Raw genomic sequence first — 22,559 nt, forward strand, 5'->3', positions numbered from 1 at the left:
CGATGCGAAACACTACAGGCTTGTGCGAACAAGCGGTGCTAAACGCAGTCTGTTTTGCATGTCAGAATTTTCCGAGGCGCCGCTCTGGCGCATCGCTACCGTGAGATAGCCGTCCTCCATGTTTGGTTCCAACGACGACAAGAAGAACCCAGCCCCGGCTGGCGAGAAAAAAGGCCTGTTCGGATGGCTGCGCAAGAAGCCGCAGGAAACCGTCGCCGAACAACCCCCACAAGCTCCCGTTGCCGCCCCTGAGCCGGTTGTTGCGCCGACTGCTCCGGTTGTTGCCGAAGCGCCGGTCGCACCGGTTGCTGCCCCGGAGACGAGTGTTGTGCCGCCAACGGCTGAGTCGGTGCAACCGGGTGCTCCCGCCGCGCAGCCCTGGTTGACTCTGCCGGTCGCCGAAGAGCCGGTGGCTCTGGTGGACGAGCAAGTAGCCCATGTCACTCCGTCGATTCCGGCCCCGGCATCCGAGCCTGAGCCTGAACTGTCACGTATCGATGTGCCGATGGCCGAGCCTGAGTCGGCGATCATTCCGCAAGCGGTTGCGCCTGCTCCAGAGCCCGAGCCGGTCGTTGTGCCTGCTCCGGTCGTTGCTCCGGCCCCGGTTGCCGCTCCGGTAGCGCCCGCGCCTGTCGCCGCGCCGCCGGTGGTCGCGCCGGTAGTCGAAGCCCCGGCTGCCGTGGTTGCACCAGCACCTGCCGCCGAACCGACCAAGGCTGGTTTCTTCGCCCGCCTCAAGCAGGGTCTGTCGAAAACCAGCGCAAGTCTCGGCGAAGGCATGGCCAGCCTGTTCCTGGGCAAGAAGCTGATCGATGACGAACTGCTTGAAGAGCTGGAAACCCGCCTGCTGACCGCCGACGTCGGTGTCGAGGCCACGGGGGTGATTATTCAGAGTCTGACCCAGAAGGTCGCCCGCAAGCAGCTGGCCGACAGCGACGCGCTGTATGCCTCGTTGCAGGCTGAGCTGGCGGCGATGTTGCAACCGGTGGAGCAACCGCTGGTCATCGATACTTCGCGTCGGCCATTCGTGATTCTGGTCGTTGGCGTCAATGGTGCGGGCAAGACCACCACCATCGGCAAGCTGGCCAAGAAGCTGCAGCTCGAAGGCAAGAAGGTCATGCTGGCCGCCGGCGATACCTTCCGCGCCGCTGCCGTCGAGCAATTGCAGGTCTGGGGCGAGCGTAACCAGATCCCGGTGATCGCCCAGCACACCGGCGCCGATTCCGCGTCGGTGATCTTCGATGCCGTGCAGGCCGCCAAGGCCCGTGGCATTGATGTGCTGATCGCCGACACCGCCGGTCGCCTGCACACCAAAGACAACCTGATGGAAGAGTTGAAGAAGGTTCGCCGGGTCATCGGCAAGCTCGACGCCGACGCGCCCCACGAAGTGTTGCTGGTGCTGGACGCTGGCACCGGGCAGAACGCCATCAATCAGGCCAAGCAATTCAACCAGACGGTCCAACTGACCGGCCTGGCCCTGACTAAACTCGATGGCACGGCCAAGGGCGGGGTGATCTTTGCCCTGGCCAAGCAGTTTGGTCTGCCGATTCGGTATATCGGGGTGGGCGAGGGTATTGACGACCTGCGCACCTTCGAGGCCCAGCCCTTTGTCCAGGCTCTGTTCGCGGAGCGGGAGCGCCCATGATTCGTTTCGAACAGGTCGGTAAACGCTATCCGAATGGTCATGTCGGTTTGCACGAACTGAGCTTTCGAGTGCGGCGTGGTGAGTTCCTCTTTGTAACCGGCCACTCCGGTGCCGGTAAAAGTACGCTGTTGCGCCTGTTGCTGGCGATGGAGCGCCCGACCACCGGCAAGCTGCTGCTGGCCGGGCAGGACCTGGGCCAGATCAGCAATGCACAGATCCCTTTCCTGCGTCGGCAGATCGGCGTGGTATTCCAGAACCACCAGTTGCTGTTCGATCGCACGGTGTTCAATAACATCGCGCTGCCGTTGCAGATCCTCGGCCTGTCCAAGGCCGAAATCACCAAGCGTGTCGATTCGGCCCTGGAGCGCGTGGCGCTGTCGGACAAGGCCGAGTTGTACCCTGGCGACCTGTCCACCGGCCAGCAACAGCGTGTCGGTATTGCCCGTGCCATCGTGCATCGCCCGGCCTTGCTGCTGGCCGACGAACCTACGGGCAACCTTGACCCGCGTCTGGCGGCGGAAATCATGGGCGTCTTTGAAGATATCAACCGTTTGGGCACCAGTGTGCTGATCGCCAGTCACGACCTGGCACTGATCGCCCGCATGCGCCATCGCATGCTGACCCTGCAACGTGGTCGCCTGATCGGTGACGGGGAGGCCGGGGTATGAGTGCTACACGCAGTCCAAAAGTGTCGGAACGAGTGGCGCCCAAGGCCGCTGACCCGGTGCCGCCGAAGAAAAAACAACGCCACGACCACGACGATGACGGCCCGGATTTCAGCACCCTGGTGGCGGCCTGGCTGGAAAGCCATCGTTCCAGCCTGCTGGACAGTCTGCGTCGCCTGGGCAAGCAGCCGATCGGCAGTTTTTTTACCTGCCTGGTGATGGCTATCGCCCTGAGCCTGCCCATGGGGTTGTCGTTGCTGTTGAGCAATGTCGAGCGTCTGGGCGGTTCCTGGCAGCGCGCGGCGCAGATTTCCCTGTACCTCAAGCTTGATGCCAGCCCGGCTGAAGGCACCAAGCTGCGTGATGACATCAAAGCGATCCCCGGCGTTGCCGACGCTGAATATGTCAGCAGCGACGACGCGCTCAAGGAGTTCCAGCAGCAGTCGGGCCTGGGCGAGGCGCTCAAGGAGCTGCCGCAGAACCCGTTGCCGGGTGTCGTGGTGGTCACGCCGAACGAAGTTGACAAGCCCGCGTTAGAGGCGTTACGTACGCGTCTGGCAGAAATGCCCAAGGTGCAGCAGGCACAACTGGATCTGGTCTGGGTCGAGCGTCTGGCAGCGATTCTCAAGCTGGGCGACCGCTTTGTATTTGGTCTGACTGTGCTATTGGTTTTGGCGCTGCTGTTGGTGATCGGTAACACTATTCGCCTGCACATCGAAAACCGTCGCACCGAAATCGAAGTGATCAAGCTGGTCGGCGGTACCGACAGCTATGTGCGCAGGCCCTTCCTTTATATGGGCACGCTGTATGGCCTGGGGGCGGGATTGCTGTCCTGGGGCGTTCTGGCTTATGGCTTGAACTGGCTCAACGGCGCTGTTGTCGAACTGGCAGGCTTGTACGGCAGTGATTTTTCCCTGACGGGTGTACCTGCGGCAGATGGTCTCTCGCTCTTGCTTGGGGCGGTCCTGTTAGGGTATATCGGTGCATGGATTGCGGTGGCTCGCCACCTTAGAGAGCTGGCACCTCGGTAAAAAATGCTATTGATACACATTCAACTATTGACTTTTTCAGCTTAAGGGAACTTGTTTCGCGGTTCCCGGTCAATTTCGCAGTGCTGAACTGCACGAGTCATGTGAGTCGGAGGTTTTTTCGTATGACCACTTCTTTGCAACCTGCTTATGCCTTAGTCCCGGGTGCGAACCTGGAAGCCTATGTGCACACGGTCAACAGCATTCCATTGCTGACCCCTGAGCAGGAGCGTGAACTGGCTGAGAGTCTCTATTATGAGCAGGATCTGGGGGCGGCTCGGCAGATGGTTCTCGCCCACCTGCGTTTTGTCGTGCACATCGCACGCAGTTATTCCGGTTACGGCCTGGCCCAGTCTGATCTGATCCAGGAAGGTAACGTCGGCCTGATGAAGGCAGTGAAGCGCTTCAACCCGGAAATGGGCGTGCGCCTGGTTTCCTTCGCGGTCCACTGGATCAAGGCGGAAATCCACGAGTTCATCCTGCGCAACTGGCGCATCGTCAAGGTCGCCACGACCAAGGCCCAGCGCAAGCTGTTCTTCAACCTGCGCAGCCAGAAGAAGCGTCTGGCCTGGCTGAACAACGAAGAAGTGCATCGCGTGGCCGAAAGCCTCGGTGTCGAGCCCCGTGAAGTGCGCGAGATGGAAAGCCGCCTCACCGGTCAGGACATGGCCTTCGACCCGGCTGCCGAAGCCGACGACGACAGCGCGTTCCAGTCTCCAGCCAACTACCTGGAAGACCACCGCTACGACCCGGCTCGCCAGTTGGAAGACTCCGACTGGACCGACAACTCCACCGCCAATCTGCATCAGGCGCTGGAAGTGCTCGACGAGCGCAGCCGTGACATCCTCTACCAGCGCTGGCTGGCAGAAGAAAAAGCCACGCTGCACGACCTGGCGCAGAAGTACAACGTCTCCGCCGAGCGTATTCGTCAGCTGGAAAAGAGCGCGATGAACAAGCTCAAGTTGTCGATTGCCGCTTAAAAAAACGCCCCGATCTTCGGGGCGTTTTTTTGTCTGGTGTCATCGCTGTCTTGAGGGGGATCCGCCCCGTCTTCGACGCCCGCGCTGTCGAGCAGCAAGCACTTGCCGGGCGCGAGAGAGAATTCTTTGGGAGCGAATTCATTCGCGAAGAGGCCAGGACATACAATGCACTTCTATCGCCTGGAATATCGTCTTCGCGAATAAATTCGCTCCCACAAGGTCCGGCGTCATGTTCAAAACTTGCGGCTGTGATTCAGGCTCGCCAGATAATCATCCCCACCCAACTGCCGCATCTGCTGGCGAATCCAGGCGGCGCGATTGGCGACGTAGCTGTCCGGCCGGCTGGCACTCCATTTGCGCGGGTTGGGCAGCACGGCGGCGAGTTGGCTGGCCTGTTGCGCCGACAGCTGGCTGGCGTTGATATGGAAGTGATGCTCGGCCGCCGCCTGGGCGCCGAACACGCCGTCGTCCCATTCGACGCTATTGAGATAGACCTCGAGAATCCGTTGCTTGGACCACAGCGTCTCGATCAGCACAGTAAACCAGGCCTCCAGACCCTTGCGAACGTAGCTGCGCCCGGACCACAGAAAGAGGTTCTTCGACACCTGCTGGCTCAAGGTACTGGCGCCGCGAATCGAGCCGCCCTTTTCGTTGTGCAGCACGGCGGCCTGGATGGCATCGACATCAAAACCCCAATGCTCGGAGAATTTCTGGTCCTCACCGGCAATCACGGCGATTTTCAGCTCGTTGGAGATCTTGTCCCACGGCTGCCAGGTACGTTGCAGATCAATAGGCGTGCCGTCTATCCATGATTCAATCTTGCGCTCGACCATCAGCGCCGAACCCGGCGGCGGCACCCAGCGCAGGGCCAGGACCAGCAAAAAGCTGCCTACGGCGAACCATTTCAGCAGGATGAAGAGACGTCGAAAGAGATTACGCTGCATAAGAGATGGCTTGGCCGAACCCGTTGAGCGGGCCATTATACAGACCGTGTGTCATTGAACGATTTTTGACTGGAGTCCCTGATGCTTCGTAGTTATCTGATGCTGGCCGCTTTCTTCGGCTTTACCGGCGTGGGCCTCGGCGCGTTTGCCGCCCATGGCTTGAAAGAGCGGTTGAGCGCGGAGTATCTGGCGATCTTCCAGACCGGTGTGCTCTATCAGCTGATTCACGCCCTGGCCCTGTTCGGCGTGGCCCTGCTCGCGGCGCAGGTGCCAGGCCGGTTGGTCAACTACGCGGGCATCGCCTTTACCCTGGGGATCGTGCTGTTTTCCGGCAGCCTGTACATGCTGACCCTGACCAGCGTCGGCAAGCTGGGCATCATCACTCCGTTCGGCGGCCTGTGCTTTCTGGTTGGGTGGGCGTTTCTCGGGATTACCGCCTGGCGTCTCGGCGGCGTTTGAGCCTCGGCTCGCGGCATAGACGAATGGCGTGGCTTTGCCTTGGTCATCCCGACTGATCGGGCTAGAATGCTCGCCCCTTAAAATGATGGCTGCCATTCGCATGCGCATTCAGTTGAACGGTGAACCTTTCGAGCTGCCCGAGGGCGAGACAGTCCTGGCATTGCTGGCCCGCCTGGACCTGACCGGACGTCGGGTCGCGGTCGAGCTGAACCTGGATATCGTGCCGCGCAGCCAGCATGAGTCCACGACTCTCAAAGAAGGCGATCAGGTCGAAGTGGTCCACGCCATCGGCGGCGGCTAGCCCCGGCGAGCGGCCCCCGTTCCCGACGATCGATCCAATCTGCTTGAACCTCAACCCTGAAGAGGATTTCCGATGAGCAACGTTCGCAGCGACAAGCCGTTTACCCTGGCTGGCCGGACTTTTGAGTCGCGCCTGCTGGTAGGCACCGGCAAGTACATCGACATGGAACAGACCCGCCTGGCCATCGAGGCCTCCGGCGCCGAGATCGTCACCGTGGCCGTGCGTCGTACCAACCTGGGCCAGAACCCGGGTGAGCCGAACCTGCTGGACGTCCTGCCGCCGGATCGCTACACCATCCTGCCGAACACCGCCGGCTGTTTCGACGCCGTCGAGGCTGTGCGCACCTGCCGTCTGGCCCGTGAGCTGCTCGATGGCAAGAACCTGGTCAAGCTGGAAGTCCTGGCTGACCAGAAGACCCTGTTCCCCAACGTGATCGAAACCCTCAAGGCTGCCGAAGTGCTGGTCAAGGACGGTTTCGACGTGATGGTCTACACCAGCGATGACCCGATCGTCGCCCGCCAGCTCGCCGAAATCGGCTGCATCGCGATCATGCCCCTGGCTGGCCTGATCGGCAGCGGCCTGGGGATCTGCAACCCGTACAACCTGCAGATCATCCTTGAAGAAACCAAGGTGCCGGTGCTGGTCGATGCCGGTGTCGGCACGGCGTCCGACGCGACCATCGCCATGGAGCTGGGCTGTGAAGCGGTGCTGATGAACTCGGCCATCGCTCACGCACAGCAGCCGATCATGATGGCCGAAGCCATGAAACACGCGGTCATCGCCGGTCGCATGGCGTACCTGGCCGGCCGCATGCCGAAAAAACTCTATGCCAGCGCATCCTCGCCGCTGGATGGTCTGATCCGCTAAGGTAGGCCGGTGTAGGAGCTGCCGAAGGCTGCGATGGTGCGCGCAGCGGGCCCGAAATGTCGGGTCACGCCCTGAAGGTCCTGTGGACTTTATCGCAGCCTTCGGCAGCTCCTACCAGATGTCGCATTCAATTCAGATAGTTATGTTGTGTTTGATAAGAGCCCGTTGATGACTGATTCGCACGTTCCGCACCCCGAGTTGCCTGAAGCCGAAGAAGGCCAGGAACGCCAGCACCGCCGCATCAAGAGTTTCGTGATGCGCGCCGGTCGCATGACCGAAGGCCAGCAGCGCGGCCTGGACCAGGGGCGTCCGCTGTTCGTCCTGCCTCTGGCCGATGCGCCGGTGGATTTCGATCAGGTGTTCGGGCGCTCGGCGCTGCGGACCCTGGAAATCGGCTTTGGCATGGGCCACTCCCTGCTGGAAATGGCTGCTGCGGCGCCGGATCAGGACTTTATCGGGGTCGAGGTGCACTACCCAGGCGTCGGCGCGCTGCTCAATGGCGTGCTGACTCAGGGCCTGACCAACGTACGGGTCTACGATTGCGATGCGATCGAAGTGCTCAATCGTTGCATTGCCGACAACAGCCTCGATCGCCTGATGCTGTTCTTCCCTGATCCATGGCACAAGAGCCGTCACCACAAGCGCCGTATCGTCCAGCCCGAGTTCGCTGAGCTGGTGCGCAGCAAGCTCAAGGTCGGCGGTGTGCTGCATATGGCCACCGACTGGGAACCCTATGCCGAGTACATGCTGGAAGTGATGAACGTTGCGCCCGGTTATCGCAACCTGGCCGAAGACGGCAAATGCGTTCCGCGCCCGGCGGAACGACCGATCACCAAGTTCGAACGCCGCGGCGAGCGTCTGGGCCATGGCGTCTGGGATTTGAAGTTCGAAAAGCAGGACTGAGCAAAACCTGCTGCACCTGTGGGAGCGGATTCATCCGCGAAGGGGCCAATACATCCAACACATTGGCGGCGTCCGAGATAAAGCTTCGCGAATGAATTCGCTCCCACAGTAGCGCGTGCATATCATCGAATCTGTGGGAGCGGATTCATTCGCGAAGGGGCTGCTCTGGTTTTATAGCAAACATAGAATCTCCCACAGTTCGTTTCACTTCCTGTCCGCCACGACCCCGATCAATATCAACACCACCAACAACACCGGCGCCAGGCTGTAGTTGTTGAACTGGCTCAGGCCGCGCACGATCCAGGGTGTGGCGTAGATCAGCGCCAGGCCGCTGCCGATGGTGCACAGCAAGGCCATGAAAGGCACGCGCAAGGCGCCTGCCAGGCCGCTGATGCGTTGTTCGACCCAACCCTTGAAGTCCGCGCCGAACAACACCAGCAGGCACCCTACCAGGGCCAGGGCGATTTCCGAGAGGTTACTGCGGCTCCAGCGCGAGACGGTGGCCAGGAGGTCGAGTATGAGATCCATGCAAGGTCCTTAGATCAGAAAGTATTGCAGCAAGTCATTGAGGAACAGCTGGCCCTGGGGCGTGGCCACCAGACGGCTCGGATCGGCTTGCAACAGGCCGCGCTGTTCAGCCTGGCGGCGGGCCTGGGCCAGCGAATCGAGGCTTAGACCCGTGCGTTCGCGAAATAATGCAGCCTCGACACCATTTGTAAGACGTAAAGCGTTCATCAGGAATTCGAAGGGTAATTCCTCAAGGCCGAGCAGTTTCTCGCCAGCCTGAAACGCCTTGGCCGGGTTCAGGTAATCCTTGGGTAGGCGAGTCTTCCAGGTGCGCAGGATGCGGCCGTCAGGATGGCTGAGCTTGCCATGGGCACCGGCGCCGATGCCAATGAAGTCACCGAAGCTCCAGTAATTGAGGTTATGCCGCGCAGGCCTGCCCGGTTGGGCGTAGGCCGAGACTTCGTACTGGGCGTAACCGTTATCGGCCAACAACTGCTGACCGGCTTCCTGAATGTCCCAGAGAATGTCGTCTTCGGGCAGCGTCGGCGGCTGATTCCAGAACACCGTGTTCGGCTCCAGGGTCAGCTGGTACCACGACAGGTGCGTCGGCGCCAGGGCGATGGCCTGGCGCAGATCGCCAAGGGCATCGTCTTCGGACTGATCGGGCAGGCCATGCATCAGGTCCAGATTGAAGTTGTCGAAACCGGCCTGACGCGCCATATCGGCGGCACGGATCGCTTCATCGCCGTTATGAATTCGCCCCAGGGCCTTGAGCTTGGCTTCCTGGAAACTCTGGATACCGATGGACAGGCGATTGATGCCCAGCCCGCGATAGGCGCGGAATTTTTCCTGCTCGAAGGTCCCGGGGTTGGCTTCCAGGGTGATTTCGATGTCCTGGGCGAAGCGGATGCGCTGTTCCACGCCCTTGAGCAGGCGGCCCAATGCGGGGGCGCTGAACAGGCTCGGTGTGCCGCCGCCGAAGAAGATCGATTGCAGCTCGCGGCCATAGACGTGGGGCAGATCGAGGTCGAGGTCGGCCAGCAGCGCGTCGACGTACTCCTCCTCCGGTAGCACGGGGCTGGCGGCGTGGGAGTTGAAGTCGCAGTACGGGCATTTGCGCACGCACCACGGGATATGGATATACAGCGACAGCGGTGGCAACAGGGGCAGCGGCTGCCGCGGCGCCTGGGAGGAGAAGCCATCAGCACCGGCAAACAGCGGTTGGGTGTCGGTCATTACAGGCCCAGACGCTGACGCAGGATCGCCATGGCGCGGGCGCGGTGGCTGATCTGGTTCTTTTCTGTCGGGCCGAGTTCGGCGCTGGAGCAATCACGCTCCGGCACCCAGAACAGCGGGTCGTAACCAAAACCATGCTCGCCGCTGGCCGCCGTGAGGATACGGCCGTGCCACAGGCCTTCACAGAGGATCGGCAGCGGATCGTCGGCATGCCGGACCAGGGCCAGGACGCAGACGAACTGGGCGCCGCGCTGCTCTTCGGGCACGTCTTTGAGCGCCTCCAGCAGCTTGGCGTTGTTGGCTGCATCGCCTTTGCCGTCGGCATAGCGAGCCGAATAGATCCCCGGCGCGCCGCCGAGGAAGTCCACGGCCAGGCCGGAATCATCGGCCAGGGCCGGCAGACCGGAGATCCGTGCGGCATTGCGGGCCTTGAGAATGGCGTTCTCGACGAACGACAGGCCGGTCTCCTCGGGCTCGATCTGGCTGAATTCGCCAATGGAACGCAGCTGCACGCTGGCGCCGAGCATGGCCTGGAGTTCCTTGAGCTTGCCAGCGTTGTGGCTGGCCAGGACGAGCTGAGTGAGGTGGGTCATATTGTGTGTCGATGTCCTGGTCGAGGCTGGAAGGCGGCTCCAGCCTGATCGTAAAGATGAGGTGTCGGGGTTCAGATGGCGATCTTGTGGTCTTGCAGGCCGGGGCTGCTGACCCGATAGATGCCGATCTCGCCCAACAGATTAGGCCACAGTTTACTGGCCCAGCCATGACGATGTTGTTGATCCACCGCGAGCCGATCAATGACCCGTGCATCGCGTTCGCGGCACAGCTCTTCGAAGTCCTCGAAGGTGCAGAAGTGGATGTTCGGCGTGTTGTACCAGGTGTACGGCAGGAACTCGGAAACCGGCATGCGGCCCTTGCTCGCCAGGTACCAGCGGCAGCGCCAGTGGCCGAAATTGGGGAAGGTGATGATGCACTGGCGCCCGACCCGCAGCATCTCGTCGAGGATCTTGTCCGGGTAGTGCACCGCTTGCAGTGCCTGGGTCATGACCACGACGTCGAAGCTGTTGCTGGCAAAGTTGCCCAGACCCTTGTCCAGGTCCTGCTCGATGACGTTGACGCCCTTGGCCACGCAGCGGGCAATGTTGTCGGCGTCGTTTTCCAGGCCGTAGCCGGTGACTTGCTTGTGGTCGCGCAGCCAGGTCAGCAGTTCGCCGTCGCCGCAGCCGAGGTCGAGTACCCGGCTGCCGGCAGGGATCCATTCTTGGATGATTTCCAGGTCGGCTCTCATGGTGTCCTCAGAGTGCAATTCGGTTCATGTAGCTGGAGAACGCTTGCAAGTAGCGCGGGATCGGGATCAGGAAGGCGTCGTGGCCCTGAGGCGCATCGATTTCCAGGTAGCAGACGTTCTTCTTCGCCGCCATCAGCGCATCCACCAGCTCGCGCGAGCGCGCCGGGGAGAAGCGCCAGTCGGTGGTGAACGACATCACGCAGAAGTTGGCGGTGGCGTTGGCGAAGGTCGCGGCCAGGTTGTCGTTGAACGCGGCGGCCGGGTCGAAGTAGTCCAGGGCCTTGGTCATCAACAGGTAGGTGTTGGCGTCGAAGCGCCCGGAGAACTCTTCGCCCTGATAGCGCAGGTAGCTTTCGACCTGGAACTCGACGCTGTGGAAGTCGTAGTTGAGCTTTTCGCTCTTCAGGCCACGGCCGAATTTCTCGCCCATGGAGTCATCGGACAGGTAGGTGATATGCCCGACCATCCGCGCCAGCATCAGCCCGCGCTTGGGGATCACGCCGAAGGCCTGGAAGTCGCCGCCGTGGAACTCCGGGTCGGACAGAATCGCCTGACGGGCCACTTCGTTGAAGGCGATGTTCTGCGCCGACAGCTTGGGTGCCGAGGCAATGGCCAGGCAATGGCGCACGCGATCCGGATAGGTGATGGTCCATTGCAGGGCCTGCATGCCACCCAGGCTGCCACCTACCACTGCCGCCCATTGGCCGATGCCCAGGTAGTCGGCCAGGCGAGCCTGGCTGTGCACCCAGTCTTCCACGGTCAATACCGGGAAGTTGGCGCCGAAGGGTTTGCCGGTCTCCGGGTCGACACTGCTCGGGCCGGTGGAGCCGTTGCAGCCGCCGAGGTTGTTCAGGCTGACCACGAAGAAGCGATTTGTATCCAGGGGCTTGCCGGGGCCGATGCAGCTGTCCCACCAGCCGGGCTTGCGCTCGTCGGCGCTGTGGAAACCGGCAGCATGGTGATGCCCGGACAAGGCATGGCAGACGAGCACGGCATTGCTGCGCTCGGCATTGAGCTGGCCGTAGGTTTCATAGATCAGATCGTAGGCTGGCAATGAGCGCCCGCAGGCCAGGGCCAGGGGTTCGCTGAAGTGCGCCAGTTGCGGTGTGACTAGACCGACAGAATCTTTGGGAAAGACCGTGGACATCGACCCTGCTCTCGCTTAAATGAGGCGTAAGTCTAAAGACCGCGGGGGGGAGGGGCAACCAAGGAATTACGGGGCTGGACGTATCGAGTGCTTTCAACCTGTGGGAGCGGATTCATCCGCGAAGGGGCCAGTACATCCAACACATTGGCGGCGTCCGGAATAAAGCTTTCGCGAATGAATTCGCTCCCACAGTAGCGCGTGCATATCGTCGGTTGTGTGGGAGCGGATTCATCCGCGAAGGGGCTGCTGTGGCTTTACAGCAAACATGGAATCCCACAGTTTGCTCCGCAGCGTTATGTCAGATCAACAGGCGCAACACATCAGGCATACCGGTCATGGCCGCCAGGTTGTTGATGACCAGCATATCCAACAGCTTGAGCACCATGAACGCCAGAATCGGTGAGATATCCAGGCCGCCCATGTTGGGCAGGATGCGGCGGAACGGCGCCAGGGCCGGTTCGCAGATCTGGTTGACCAGCTCGGCGCCGGGGTTGTGGCTGCCCGGAGCGACCCAGGACAGGATCACGCTGATGATTAGGGCAAAGAAGAAGATTTTGAAAAACAGCGCGGTCACGCCGATGATCGACCAGACCAGCAATTGCAGCGGAGCACCGGTGGTGTGGTAGGCCAGCAGCAGAGTCAGGGCCATCAGGATCAGTTGCACGATGATTGCCAGGACCAGCGACGACATGTCCAGGCCGAACAGGCTCGGGATGATCCGGCGCAGCGGCTTGAGCAGCGGTTGGGTGGCGCGCACGGCGAACTGGCTCAGGGGGTTGTAGAAGTCGGCGCGCACCAGTTGCAGCACGAAGCGCAACAGCACGATCAGCAGATACAGACTGCCCAGGGTTTGCAGGACGTAAATTGCAGCGGTGTTCAGCCCGATCATCGGTCTGCTCCTCTATGACCTAAGAAATTATTTACCCAGTTGCTCGGCAAGTTCAGCCGAGCGGTGCGCGGCTGCGGCCAGCGCGGTATCGACCAGGGCTTCGAAGCCGCCGGCCTGGAACGCCTTGATCGCAGCTTCCGTGGTGCCAGCCGGTGAAGTGACGCGGCGGCGCAGCTCGGCGGCATCGACATCACTGCCGGTGGCCATCAGCGCCGCTCCCAAAGCGGTTTGCAGGGTGAATTTTTTTGCCACTTCCGGCGGCAGGCCCAGTTTCACGGCGGTCGCGGTCATGGCTTCAATCAGCAGGAAGAAGTACGCCGGGCCGCTGCCGGACACGGCGGTAACGGCATCCAGTTGTTTTTCCTCGTCCAGCCACAAGGCGATACCGACGGCCGAAAGGAGCGTTTCGGCCTGTTCGCGCTGGGTCGCGGTCACTCCAGCCGTAGCATACAGGCCGCTCACGCCCTGGCGCAGCAGCGAAGGCGTGTTGGGCATGCAGCGCACCAGGGGTTGCTGCTCGCCGAGCCAGGTTTTCATGCTGGCGCAGGTGATCCCTGCGGCGATGGAGACAACCAGCTGATTCGGTTTCAGGGACGGCGCCAGGGCCAGGCAGACGTCTTTCATCTTCTGTGGCTTGACCGCCAGCACGATGACGTCTGCGCCTTCGATGGCCTCGGCATTGCTGGCGAACGTGGCAATACCGTGCTCGATGCTGATGCGCTCACGGGTTTCGACGCTCAGGGCGCTGGCGCGGATGGCGGCGGCCTCGACGCCTTGGGCGCGCAGCCCGCCGATCAGGCTGGCAGCCATGTTTCCGGCGCCGATAAAGGCGATACGCGTAGTGCTCATAAAGGGTTCCTTGGCTGAAAGGTCATGGCTGGCCGTAGTCGCGGGCGCCAAACAAGGCTGTGCCGATACGCACCCAGGTGGCGCCTTGTTCGATGGCGGCTTCCAGGTCGTGGCTCATGCCCATGGAAAGAGTGTCCAACGGCAGATTCAAGCTGTCCTGCAGGTTACGTACGGTCGCAAAAGCCGCGCTCTGGGCGGCGCGGTCTTCGGTCGGTTCGGGAATTGCCATCAGGCCGCGCAGCTTCAGATTCGGCAGGGCGCTGATGGCATTGGCCAGGGCAGGCAGATCTTCAGGCGCGCAACCGGACTTGCTGGCTTCGCCGCTGACATTGACCTGAATGCAGATATTCAGCGGCGCCAGCCCGGCTGGGCGCTGCTCGGAAAGGCGTTGGGCGATTTTCAGACGATCCACGGAATGTACCCAGGCGAAGTTCTCGGCGATGGCGCGAGTCTTGTTCGACTGAATGGGGCCGATGAAATGCCAGCACAAGGGCAGGTCGCTTAATTGCGCTTGCTTGCCCAGGGCTTCTTGCAGATAGTTCTCGCCGAAATCCCGCAGGCCGGCGGCATAGGCTTCGCGCAGGGCCTCGGCGGGTTTGGTTTTGCTCACGGCCAGCAGGCCGATGGCGGCAGGATCGCGATGCGCCTTTTCGGCGGCTGCGCGAATTCGTGCGCCGAGCGTTGAAATGTTCGCTGCTATCGTGGACATTGATTTTGCGCCAGCAGGGCTAAAGTCTGCGGCATTCTATGTGATTGAGGAGCTGTATGGATATTACCGAGCTGCTGGCCTTCAGTGCCAAGCAAGGCGCGTCGGACTTGCACCTCTCGGCCGGCTTGCCGCCCATGATCCGGGTCGACGGCGACGTGCGCAGAATCAACCTGCCACCACTGGACGCCAAGCAGGTTCTGGCGCTGATCTACGACATCATGAACGACAAGCAACGCAAGGACTTCGAGGAGTTCCTGGAAACGGACTTCTCCTTCGAAGTGCCGAGCGTGGCGCGCTTCCGGGTCAACGCCTTCAACCAGAACCGTGGCGCAGGCGCCGTCTTCCGGACCATTCCCTCGAAGATCCTGAGCATGGAGGATCTGGGCATGGGAGAAGTGTTTCGCAAGATTACCGATGTGCCCCGAGGCCTGGTTCTGGTGACCGGCCCGACCGGTTCGGGCAAGTCGACGACCCTGGCGGCCATGATCGACTTCCTCAACTGCAATCGCCATCACCATATCCTGACCATCGAAGACCCCATCGAATTTGTCCACGAGTCCAAGAAGTGCCTGGTCAACCAGCGCGAAGTACACCGCGACACCCTGGGTTTCTCCGAAGCGCTGCGTTCGGCGTTGCGTGAAGACCCTGACGTGATCCTGGTCGGTGAGCTGCGCGACCTGGAAACCATCCGCCTGGCCCTGACAGCGGCGGAAACCGGTCATCTGGTGTTTGGCACCCTGCACACCACGTCAGCGGCCAAGACCATCGACCGGGTGGTGGACGTGTTCCCGGCCCAGGAGAAGTCGATGATTCGCTCGATGCTCTCCGAATCGCTGCACGCGGTGATTTCCCAGACCCTGCTGAAGAAGGTCGGCGGCGGTCGGGTGGCGGCCCACGAGATCATGATGGGTACCTCGGCGATCCGTAACCTGATCCGCGAGGACAAGGTGGCGCAGATGTATTCGGCGATTCAGACCGGGGGTTCGCTGGGGATGCAGACCCTGGACATGTGTCTCAAGGATCTGGTGGTGCAGGGCGTGATTACGCGGGATGTTGCGCGGGAACATGCAAAAAACCCCGACAATTTCTGATCGGGGTTTTTAGTTGTGATGCTGGTTTGTGGGGCCGGCTTTAGCCGGGAAGGCTATTTTGCAGGTTAATTCCCGGTTAAAGCCGGTCCCACAAAAGCCTGCACCACAAAGCCAGCCCTGCCTATCAGCGCTGAACAACACGCATTGTAGTGTTCTTCGTGCCTTTGGGTGCCGGTGGCGTCACGCGCTTGGCGACCACGTAGTGGCTGTCCCAGTACGGCTTCTTCAAGGTATCGACGGTCACCGACTTGCCACGGCTCGGGGCGTGGACAAAGCGGTCGTTGCCCAGATAGATGGCAACGTGATCAACCTTGCGGCTCTCGATGTTGAAGAACAGCAGGTCACCCGGCTTCAAATCCTTGCGATCGACTTTCTGTCCGTGGCCTGCGGCCATGGCATTGGACGTGCGTGGCAGGTTGGCACCCTTGACGCCGGTGAAGGCGTATTTGACCAGGCCGCTGCAATCCAGGCCTTTCTTCGGATTGGTGCCGCCCCAGCGATAGGGCGTACCGACGGCATCCATGGCCCGGCTGACAACAGTGTCGGTCGGCGCGGCAGGTTTGCCTTTCTTCGAATCTTTATGGGCGGCAACGGTGGTTGCGGCTTTCTTCGAGTCCTTGGTCGCAACCTTGGCGGCGCCCTTTTTCGAACCCTTGTCGGCAACTACGGTAGTAGCGCCCTTTTTAGAGTCCTTGGCAGCAGCTGTGGCGGCTTTCATCGACTCTTTGGTAGCGACCCTGGAGGTCGGCTTTTTCGAATCCTGGTGGGCTGCTGCGGCAGTTTCAGTCTTCTTCGACGTTTCCTGAGTTTCAGCCTGGGTGTTATGTTCAACTACTTTGCTGCCCCGGTGTTTTGGCGCGGCGGTTACAGGCGTTGGTTCAGTCTCGGTGTTGGAAGCGGTGACAGGCGAAGAATGACTTTTCGCAGTGTGACCGTTAAAGCTCGCAGGAAGCTGTTGCTCACGATTGGTGGCGTGGGCGGCCAGTGGCATAAATAGGCAGATGGTTAGCCATGTCTTGAAAAGTGGACGCATTCGGCAGGGCTCTTTTTGGTCAGCGCGCAACTTTATAACAGCTTTTCGTGAATGTCTTACCCCTCAAATCAATAGTTTTACAGTCGCATCCTTTCGGATTCTGCGACAGACTGTCTCAAATTGTTACGCAATCCCTTTACCCACAAGGGTTTGAGGGCTGTTGGGGCGGTCAGTGCCATACGTCGGACAAAGGCACGAAAGTCACAAAATTTACGCATATTTTTTTCTATGACTGTCAAAGAGGCTCGTTATGAACGGCTATCGTCAGGATGTCCCCCCGCAAAGCACCCATAGCATGATGCTCGGTTATCTGTTGTGGATTCTCGGCTTCACCGGCGCCCATCGCTTTTATTTCGGCAAGCCGGTCACCGGCACTATCTGGTTTTTCACCCTTGGGTTGTGTGGTATCGGCTGGTTTATCGACCTGTTCCTGATCCCTGGGATGGACCGCGAAGCGGACATGCGTTTCAACAGTGGTGCGCTGGATTACAGCGTCGGTTGGTTGCTGCTGACTTTTCTCGGGGTGTTCGGCGTGCACCGCATGTACCAGGGCAAATGGATCAGCGGGATCATTTACCTGCTGACCCTTGGGCTGGGCGGGTTTGGCGTGCTGTATGACTTCTGGACGCTGAATGACCAGATATCCATCAGGAATGCGCAAAGAGGCTGATCACAAATCCTGTGGGTGCGAACTCTATGGGCGTGAATTTGTGTGGACCTGAATCCTGTGGGAGCGAATTCATTCGCGAAAGCGGCATGTCAATCGCCGTAAATACGTTGAATGTACCGGCCTCTTCGCGAATGAATTCGCTCCCACAGTAGCGCGTGCATATCGTCGGATCTGTGGGAGCGGATTCATCCGCGAAGGGGCTGCTCTGGCTGTACAGCAAACATAGAATCTCCCACAACTCGCTCCCACATTGTTCCCACAGACTCATGCCCATGGGATGTTCAGCAGCCCTCAGGCGCTATGGCTGATCCGCCCATCCACCAGGGTGTAGCGCACCGCGCCAGGCAGGCAGTGGCCCATGAACGGGCAGTTCTCGCCACGGGACAGCCAGTTTTCACCGGCCACGGTGGACGCTGCCGGGTCAAACAGCACGATATCCGCAGCCGATCCGGCGCTCAGTTGACCGGCGGGCAGGCGCAGCGCTGTCGCCGGGCCACTGCTCAGGCGAGCAAGCAGGGTCGGCAGGTCGAGCAGACCATCCTCTACCAGTGTCATGGCCAGCGGCAGCAGCAGTTCGACGCTGCTGATACCCGGCTCGGTCGCGCCGAATGGTGCCAGCTTGGCGTCGCGTTCATGGGGCTGGTGATGGCTGGAAATTGCCTGGATGACTCCGGACTTCACTGCAGCACGCAGGCCATCGCGGTCGGCGCGGGTGCGCAGTGGCGGCTGCACGTGATAGAGGCTGGAGAAGTCGATCAACGCCTCGTCGGTGAGGATCAACTGGTAGAGCGCAACGTCGGCGGTCACCGGCAGGCCTCGGGCCTGGGCTTCAGCGATCATCGCGGCGCCACGGGCGCTGGTCAGCTGGCTGAAATGGGCGCGCACACCGCTTTGCTCAACCAGCAGCAAGTCACGGGCCAGGGCCACGGTCTCAGCGGTTTCCGGGATACCGGCCAGGCCGAGGAAAGCCGCAGTCGGGCCTTCATGGGCCAGGCCGCCTTCGGCCAGATCGTGATCCTGAGAGTTGAAAATCACCGTCAGGTCGAAGGTCGCCGCATATTCCAGTGCCCGGCACAGCGTGCGAGTGTTGTGGAAGGTCTTCAGGCCATTGCTGAACGCCACGCAACCGGCATCGCGCAGGGCGACCAGTTCGGCCAGTTGCTCGCCGTCCAGGCCTTTGCTCAAGGCGCCGATCGGAAACACCTTGCTGTGCCCTGCTTCACGGGCGCGGTCGAGGATCAGTTCAGCGACGGCCGAGGTGTCCAGCACCGGTTTGGTCCAGGGCGGGCAGCACAGGCTGGTCACGCCACCGGCGGTGGCCGCGCGGGTTTCACTGGCAATGCTGCCTTTGCGGCTGTAGCCCGGTTCGCGCAGGGCGACGTTAAGGTCAACCAGGCCGGGCGCGGCGATCAGGCCGGTGGCGTCGATGGTCTGCAATGGGGTGAAACCGGCCGGGGCGGTGCCGATGGCGAGGATCTTGCCCGCTTCCAGGTGCAGATCAGTGACTGTGTCCAGGCCACTGGCCGGATCGATGACGCGAGCGCCGAGGATGCTGAGCTTCACTGGGCGTTCTCCTGTTCGAATTGTCGTTGTGCGGTCTGGCCACTCATGGCCATGGACAGTACGGCCATGCGTACGGCAATGCCGTAGGTCACTTGATTAAGGATCACTGACTGGGCGCCGTCGGCCACCGCCGACTCGATCTCCACGCCGCGGTTGATCGGGCCCGGGTGCATGACGATGGCGTCGGGCTTGGCGCCGGCCAGGCGTGCGGTGGTCAGGCCGAAAAGGCGGTAGAACTCGCCCTCGCTCGGTAACAGGCCGCCCTGCATGCGTTCGCGTTGCAGGCGCAGCATGATCACCACGTCAACGTCCTTGAGGCCTTCCTTGAGGTCGGTGTAGACCTTCACGCCATATTGTTCGACGCCCACCGGCAGCAGGGTTTTCGGCCCGATCACGCGGATGTCCGGACAACCCAGGGCCTTGAGGGCGATCATGTTGGAGCGTGCAACCCGCGAGTGCAGGATGTCGCCGACGATGGCCACCGAGAGATTCTCGAAGCTGCCCTTGTGGCGGCGGATGGTCAGCATGTCGAGCATGCCCTGGGTCGGGTGCGCGTGGCGGCCGTCGCCGCCGTTGATGATTGCGACCTCGGGGCTGACGTGCTCGGCGATGAAGTGCGCGGCGCCGGAGTCGCTGTGGCGCACGACGAACATGTCGGCGGCCATGGCTTCCAGGTTGCGCAGGGTGTCGAACAGGGTCTCGCCCTTGCTGGTCGAGGAGGTCGACACGTTGAGGGTGATGACGTCGGCCGACAGGCGTTGGGCCGCCAGTTCAAAGGTGGTACGGGTGCGCGTGGAGTTCTCGAAGAACACGTTGCACACGGTCCTGCCGCGCAGCAGCGGGACCTTCTTGACCGCCCGGGCGCCGACTTCCAGGAAGGAATCGGCGGTGTCGAGGATTTCGGTGAGCAGCTCCCGGGGCAGGCCGTCGAGGGAGAGGAAATGGCGCAGCTGACCTTGATGGTTGAGTTGCAGCGGGCGCTTGGCGTCGAGAGGCGTCATCGCAAAGGACTCTTAAAGGGCGGCGGAGGCGGTTGAAAGGTCTTGCAGTTCCAGCGCCAGAGGCGTCGGGCCGGTCAGCTTGACCCGCTCGTTCGGCGCCAGGGCCAGGGTGGCACCGACAACATCCGGGCTGATCGGCAGTTCACCGGCGTCCAGGTCCAACAGGCAGACCAGGGTCACGCTGGCCGGGCGGCCATAGTCGAACAGCTCGTTAAGGGCGGCGCGGATGGTCCGGCCGCTCATCAGTACATCGTCGATCAGCACCAGATGCTGGCCTTCGATCTCGAACGGCAGCTCGGACGGGCGTACCTGCGGGTGCAGGCCGTTCTGGCTGAAATCATCGCGGTAGAAGGAAACATCCAGGGTGCCCAGTGGCGACTGGCTGCCCAGCGCTTGCAGCAGCGCCTGCGCGACCCAAACGCCACCGGTACGGATGCCGATGAAGCGAGGTTCGCTGATGCCGCGCTTGCCCAGAAGGGCGGTAAGGTCGATCGCCATCTGGCTGATCAGTCCGGCGGGGTTGGGCAGGCTCATGGTTGCTCCTTGAAGGGCCCGGGCGGCGTTCGACGTCGCTCAGGCTGAAAACGGAATTGCGGGTATAGCAAAGCGATGTTTCAGTCGCCGAACAGTTCGGTATTGGCTTCCAGCCAGCCCTGCAGCAGCAGTGCGGCGGCGATGGCGTCCACCGGGTTGTCGCGGTAACTGCCGCGCTGACCGCCCCGGGCCAGGCGTTCGCCCTTGGCCTCGAAGGTGGTCAGGCGTTCATCATGGGTGTACACGGGCAGGTTGAAGCGGCCATTGAGGCGGCGCGAGAACTTTTCCGCGCGCTCGCTCATTTCGCTGGGAGTGCCGTCCATGTTCAGCGGCAGGCCGACGACGATGGCGTCGGGTTTCCACTCTTTGATCAGCGCTTCGATCTGGCTCCAGTCGGGTACGCCCTGCTGCGCCTTGAGGGTGCACAGCTCCCGCGCCTGGCCGGTAATGACCTGGCCGACCGCTACGCCGATCTGTTTGGTGCCGTAGTCGAATCCCAATAACAGGCGCAATCCGGCCATCAGGCGTGGCCCGCCTGACTGGTCAGCAGGCTCAGGTTGACACCCAGGCGTGCGGCGGCGGCGTTGAGGCGCTGATCGCTGTCCACGTCGAACAGGATTGCCGGGTCGAACGGGCAGTTCAGCCAGGCATTGGCGGCCATCTCCGCTTCCAGTTGGCCGGCGTCCCACCCGGCATAGCCGAGGGTGATCACATTTTGATCAGGGCCGTAGCCGTCGGCGATGGAAAACAGTACGTCCTGGGAGGTCGACAGGGATATGCCGCCCAACTCGACAGTGGCCTGGAAGATCGGGCCGCTGGGGTGCAGGACAAAGCCGCGGTCGGTCTGTACCGGGCCGCCGGTATGAATCGGGATGTGCTGGCAACGCACCGGCGGTTCCATTTCCGGTCGCAACTGCTCGAGGATATCGGCCAGGGACAGGCTTTGCGGACGGTTGATGACCAGGCCCATGGCGCCATTGGCGTTGTGCTCGACGATATAGGTCAAGGTCTGGGCGAAGTTCTGGTCGTGCATGTGGGGCATGGCGATCAGGAACTGATGCTTGAAATAGCTTGGGGAGACGTTTTTCATGAGCCTTAGTGTGGCGCCGCGTTTCTAGGCTGACAACTTTTCACTTCAATTAATTACTGGAAAGCTTGTCGCCCTTGGAGAATTTCCAGGTGCGGATGATTTCCAGCCGGTCGATATCCGCCAGATCGCCGGTGAACGGCGCAAAAGGCGCTGCCAGGCGCACGATGCGCTGCGCGGCCTGATCCAGCAGCGGTTGCCCGGAGGATTGCAGTACCAGTACCTCATACAGCGAGCCGTCGTGATTGATCGACACCAACAGCCTCAGGTTGCCGTAGATCTGTTTGCGGCGGGCTTCTTCCGGGTAATTCAGGTTGCCGACCCGTTCGACTTTCTTGCGCCAGTCGTCCTTGTACCAGGCGCCCTTGTCGCGCATGGTCGAGGCGGCGTTGAGGCGGTGGATCTTCGGGCGTTTGGCGTAAAGCTGCTGCTCGGCGGACAATTCTGCCTCAAGGCTGGCGATTTCCGCGCTCATCTGGGTGTTATCGCTGGCCGGGGCTTCCTTGGCGCTCGGCTCGGGCTTGACCTCGTCACGCTTGGCCACGGCCTTCTGTGGCGAGCGGGCGCTGGTGGTGACGGCGGTCTTGGACGCCTCCTGCTTTTCCACGGCTTTGGACGTGGGCGGTGGCGTCACTTTATTGATCTGGGTGTCCTGGTAGGGCGCGACTTCCGTGGTCTTGAGGATTTCGGCCTTGTCCAGGGTGCCGCTGCCTTCCTGATTGTCCTGGGCGAGAAAGTCCGCTGCGGTCGGCTTGTTCTCGCTTTTGAACGTGGCGAGGGTGATTTCCAGGGTCTGGGTGATCTGCTCCGGTTTGACGTAGCTGAAACCCACGCCAAGGATGATCAGCAGATGGATCATGGCCGCGATCAGCAGGGTATAGCCCAGCCGGTCAGGCGTGCGCCTGCGCGCATCAGCGAGTTCGGGGGGCAGATCGTGGGCGGCCAGGGAAGTCATGTGGCGGTTCAGCGTCTCGTCAGCCAGTCAGGGTGATGCGGCGGTGTTACAGGCTGCGCATGATAACGCAATGTCGCGGGAATCTTTGTCATGAATCAGATAACGTGCTTTATCTGTGGGACCGGGGGGTTTTGGGGGGGGGGGGGGTACCCGCGAAAACGGGGGCCCCCGGGTTTTGGGGGGGGGGTGAAACCCCGCGGCGCCCGGGTTT

26 protein-coding genes are annotated in these 22,559 nt (G+C 61.5%); 10 read left to right on the forward strand and 16 right to left on the reverse strand.

Annotated features, from left to right (window positions below):
* Positions 1–118 precede the first annotated feature (118 nt).
* From ftsY to rpoH, 4 genes are all read left to right on the forward strand, one after another.
* Positions 119–1,645, forward strand: coding sequence for a signal recognition particle-docking protein FtsY (gene ftsY / locus ACCD02_RS14745; protein WP_413302952.1), 1,527 nt, complete (start codon positions 119–121; stop codon positions 1,643–1,645).
* A complete protein-coding gene (gene ftsE / locus ACCD02_RS14750) occupies positions 1,642–2,313 on the forward strand; it encodes a cell division ATP-binding protein FtsE (protein WP_413302955.1) in 672 nt (223 codons plus the stop codon). The genes ftsY and ftsE overlap by 4 nt, the downstream gene beginning before the upstream one ends.
* Positions 2,310–3,341 (forward strand): permease-like cell division protein FtsX, encoded by a 1,032-nt coding sequence (ftsX, locus tag ACCD02_RS14755; RefSeq protein WP_413302958.1) that lies wholly within the window; start codon positions 2,310–2,312, stop codon positions 3,339–3,341. Before ftsE ends, ftsX begins: the two co-directional genes overlap by 4 nt.
* Before the next feature lie 122 nt (positions 3,342–3,463).
* The gene (gene rpoH, locus ACCD02_RS14760) at positions 3,464–4,318 is read left to right on the forward strand and encodes an RNA polymerase sigma factor RpoH (protein ID WP_259104083.1); all 855 of its coding nucleotides are present in this window, start codon (positions 3,464–3,466) and stop codon (positions 4,316–4,318) included.
* 233 nt (positions 4,319–4,551) lie between these two features.
* Here rpoH and mtgA read toward each other — a convergent pair whose 3' ends face one another.
* A complete protein-coding gene (gene mtgA, locus ACCD02_RS14765) occupies positions 4,552–5,262 on the reverse strand; it encodes a monofunctional biosynthetic peptidoglycan transglycosylase (protein ID WP_413302961.1) in 711 nt (236 codons plus the stop codon).
* Between the two features lie 81 nt (positions 5,263–5,343).
* Here mtgA and ACCD02_RS14770 point away from each other — a divergent pair, with 81 nt between their 5' ends.
* The 4 genes from ACCD02_RS14770 to trmB all read left to right on the forward strand — a co-directional run bounded on the left by ACCD02_RS14770 (position 5,344) and on the right by trmB (position 7,792).
* Entirely contained in the window at positions 5,344–5,721 is a 378-nt protein-coding gene (locus tag ACCD02_RS14770; protein WP_413302963.1) for a DUF423 domain-containing protein, read from the forward strand.
* 100 nt (positions 5,722–5,821) lie between these two features.
* Positions 5,822–6,022: a sulfur carrier protein ThiS gene (gene thiS / locus ACCD02_RS14775; protein ID WP_413302966.1), complete on the forward strand. Its 201-nt coding sequence runs from the start codon at positions 5,822–5,824 to the stop codon at positions 6,020–6,022.
* Between the two features lie 72 nt (positions 6,023–6,094).
* Complete coding sequence (locus ACCD02_RS14780) at positions 6,095–6,889, forward strand: thiazole synthase (protein ID WP_413302968.1); 795 nt, start codon at positions 6,095–6,097, stop codon at positions 6,887–6,889.
* 255 nt (positions 6,890–7,144) lie between these two features.
* Positions 7,145–7,792 carry a tRNA (guanosine(46)-N7)-methyltransferase TrmB gene (trmB, locus tag ACCD02_RS14785; RefSeq protein ID WP_413303022.1) on the forward strand — a complete coding sequence of 216 codons (648 nt, stop codon included), beginning with the start codon at positions 7,145–7,147 and terminating at the stop codon, positions 7,790–7,792.
* A gap of 204 nt (positions 7,793–7,996) precedes the next feature.
* Here trmB and ACCD02_RS14790 read toward each other — a convergent pair whose 3' ends face one another.
* From ACCD02_RS14790 to ACCD02_RS14825, 8 genes are all read right to left on the reverse strand, one after another.
* On the reverse strand, positions 7,997–8,320 hold the full coding sequence (locus ACCD02_RS14790; RefSeq protein WP_413302971.1) for a DUF3392 domain-containing protein: 324 nt from the start codon (positions 8,318–8,320) through the stop codon (positions 7,997–7,999).
* 9 nt (positions 8,321–8,329) lie between these two features.
* Positions 8,330–9,535: a radical SAM family heme chaperone HemW gene (gene hemW, locus ACCD02_RS14795; RefSeq protein WP_413302974.1), complete on the reverse strand. Its 1,206-nt coding sequence runs from the start codon at positions 9,533–9,535 to the stop codon at positions 8,330–8,332.
* The gene (rdgB, locus tag ACCD02_RS14800; protein ID WP_413302977.1) at positions 9,535–10,128 is read right to left on the reverse strand and encodes an RdgB/HAM1 family non-canonical purine NTP pyrophosphatase; all 594 of its coding nucleotides are present in this window, start codon (positions 10,126–10,128) and stop codon (positions 9,535–9,537) included. The genes hemW and rdgB overlap by 1 nt, the downstream gene beginning before the upstream one ends.
* A 71-nt stretch (positions 10,129–10,199) precedes the next feature.
* The gene (gene metW / locus ACCD02_RS14805) at positions 10,200–10,820 is read right to left on the reverse strand and encodes a methionine biosynthesis protein MetW (RefSeq protein WP_413302979.1); all 621 of its coding nucleotides are present in this window, start codon (positions 10,818–10,820) and stop codon (positions 10,200–10,202) included.
* A gap of 7 nt (positions 10,821–10,827) precedes the next feature.
* Positions 10,828–11,967, reverse strand: a complete 1,140-nt coding sequence (gene metX / locus ACCD02_RS14810) for a homoserine O-succinyltransferase MetX (protein WP_413302982.1) — start codon at positions 11,965–11,967, stop codon at positions 10,828–10,830.
* A 298-nt stretch (positions 11,968–12,265) separates the two neighbouring features.
* Entirely contained in the window at positions 12,266–12,856 is a 591-nt protein-coding gene (locus tag ACCD02_RS14815; RefSeq protein ID WP_413302985.1) for a YggT family protein, read from the reverse strand.
* A gap of 27 nt (positions 12,857–12,883) precedes the next feature.
* A complete protein-coding gene (gene proC, locus ACCD02_RS14820; RefSeq protein WP_413302988.1) occupies positions 12,884–13,705 on the reverse strand; it encodes a pyrroline-5-carboxylate reductase in 822 nt (273 codons plus the stop codon).
* A gap of 22 nt (positions 13,706–13,727) precedes the next feature.
* On the reverse strand, positions 13,728–14,414 hold the full coding sequence (locus tag ACCD02_RS14825; protein ID WP_413302991.1) for a YggS family pyridoxal phosphate-dependent enzyme: 687 nt from the start codon (positions 14,412–14,414) through the stop codon (positions 13,728–13,730).
* A gap of 56 nt (positions 14,415–14,470) precedes the next feature.
* Here ACCD02_RS14825 and ACCD02_RS14830 point away from each other — a divergent pair, with 56 nt between their 5' ends.
* Positions 14,471–15,505 carry a type IV pilus twitching motility protein PilT gene (locus ACCD02_RS14830; RefSeq protein WP_413302994.1) on the forward strand — a complete coding sequence of 345 codons (1,035 nt, stop codon included), beginning with the start codon at positions 14,471–14,473 and terminating at the stop codon, positions 15,503–15,505.
* Positions 15,506–15,629: 124 nt separating this feature from the next.
* On the opposite strand, the gene ACCD02_RS14835 is transcribed toward ACCD02_RS14830, so the two are convergent.
* Positions 15,630–16,223 carry a C40 family peptidase gene (locus ACCD02_RS14835; RefSeq protein WP_413302997.1) on the reverse strand — a complete coding sequence of 198 codons (594 nt, stop codon included), beginning with the start codon at positions 16,221–16,223 and terminating at the stop codon, positions 15,630–15,632.
* A gap of 565 nt (positions 16,224–16,788) precedes the next feature.
* Between ACCD02_RS14835 and ACCD02_RS14840 the strand changes: the two genes are divergently transcribed.
* Positions 16,789–17,208: a TM2 domain-containing protein gene (locus tag ACCD02_RS14840; protein ID WP_413303000.1), complete on the forward strand. Its 420-nt coding sequence runs from the start codon at positions 16,789–16,791 to the stop codon at positions 17,206–17,208.
* 291 nt (positions 17,209–17,499) lie between these two features.
* Here ACCD02_RS14840 and ACCD02_RS14845 read toward each other — a convergent pair whose 3' ends face one another.
* The 6 genes from ACCD02_RS14845 to ACCD02_RS14870 all read right to left on the reverse strand — a co-directional run bounded on the left by ACCD02_RS14845 (position 17,500) and on the right by ACCD02_RS14870 (position 22,348).
* Positions 17,500–18,771 carry a dihydroorotase gene (locus tag ACCD02_RS14845; RefSeq protein ID WP_413303003.1) on the reverse strand — a complete coding sequence of 424 codons (1,272 nt, stop codon included), beginning with the start codon at positions 18,769–18,771 and terminating at the stop codon, positions 17,500–17,502.
* Entirely contained in the window at positions 18,768–19,772 is a 1,005-nt protein-coding gene (locus ACCD02_RS14850; RefSeq protein WP_259104108.1) for an aspartate carbamoyltransferase catalytic subunit, read from the reverse strand. The genes ACCD02_RS14845 and ACCD02_RS14850 overlap by 4 nt, the downstream gene beginning before the upstream one ends.
* A gap of 12 nt (positions 19,773–19,784) precedes the next feature.
* Positions 19,785–20,306: a bifunctional pyr operon transcriptional regulator/uracil phosphoribosyltransferase PyrR gene (gene pyrR / locus ACCD02_RS14855; protein ID WP_413303005.1), complete on the reverse strand. Its 522-nt coding sequence runs from the start codon at positions 20,304–20,306 to the stop codon at positions 19,785–19,787.
* Positions 20,307–20,386: 80 nt separating this feature from the next.
* Positions 20,387–20,827 (reverse strand): Holliday junction resolvase RuvX, encoded by a 441-nt coding sequence (gene ruvX / locus ACCD02_RS14860; protein WP_413303007.1) that lies wholly within the window; start codon positions 20,825–20,827, stop codon positions 20,387–20,389.
* Positions 20,827–21,396 carry a YqgE/AlgH family protein gene (locus ACCD02_RS14865; protein ID WP_413303009.1) on the reverse strand — a complete coding sequence of 190 codons (570 nt, stop codon included), beginning with the start codon at positions 21,394–21,396 and terminating at the stop codon, positions 20,827–20,829. The genes ruvX and ACCD02_RS14865 overlap by 1 nt, the downstream gene beginning before the upstream one ends.
* 49 nt (positions 21,397–21,445) lie before the next feature.
* Positions 21,446–22,348, reverse strand: coding sequence for a TonB family protein (locus tag ACCD02_RS14870; protein ID WP_413303012.1), 903 nt, complete (start codon positions 22,346–22,348; stop codon positions 21,446–21,448).
* Positions 22,349–22,559: the final 211 nt, after the last annotated feature.

The organism is Pseudomonas sp. Pseusp88, from assembly GCF_047303955.1.
Classification (GTDB): domain Bacteria; phylum Pseudomonadota; class Gammaproteobacteria; order Pseudomonadales; family Pseudomonadaceae; genus Aquipseudomonas.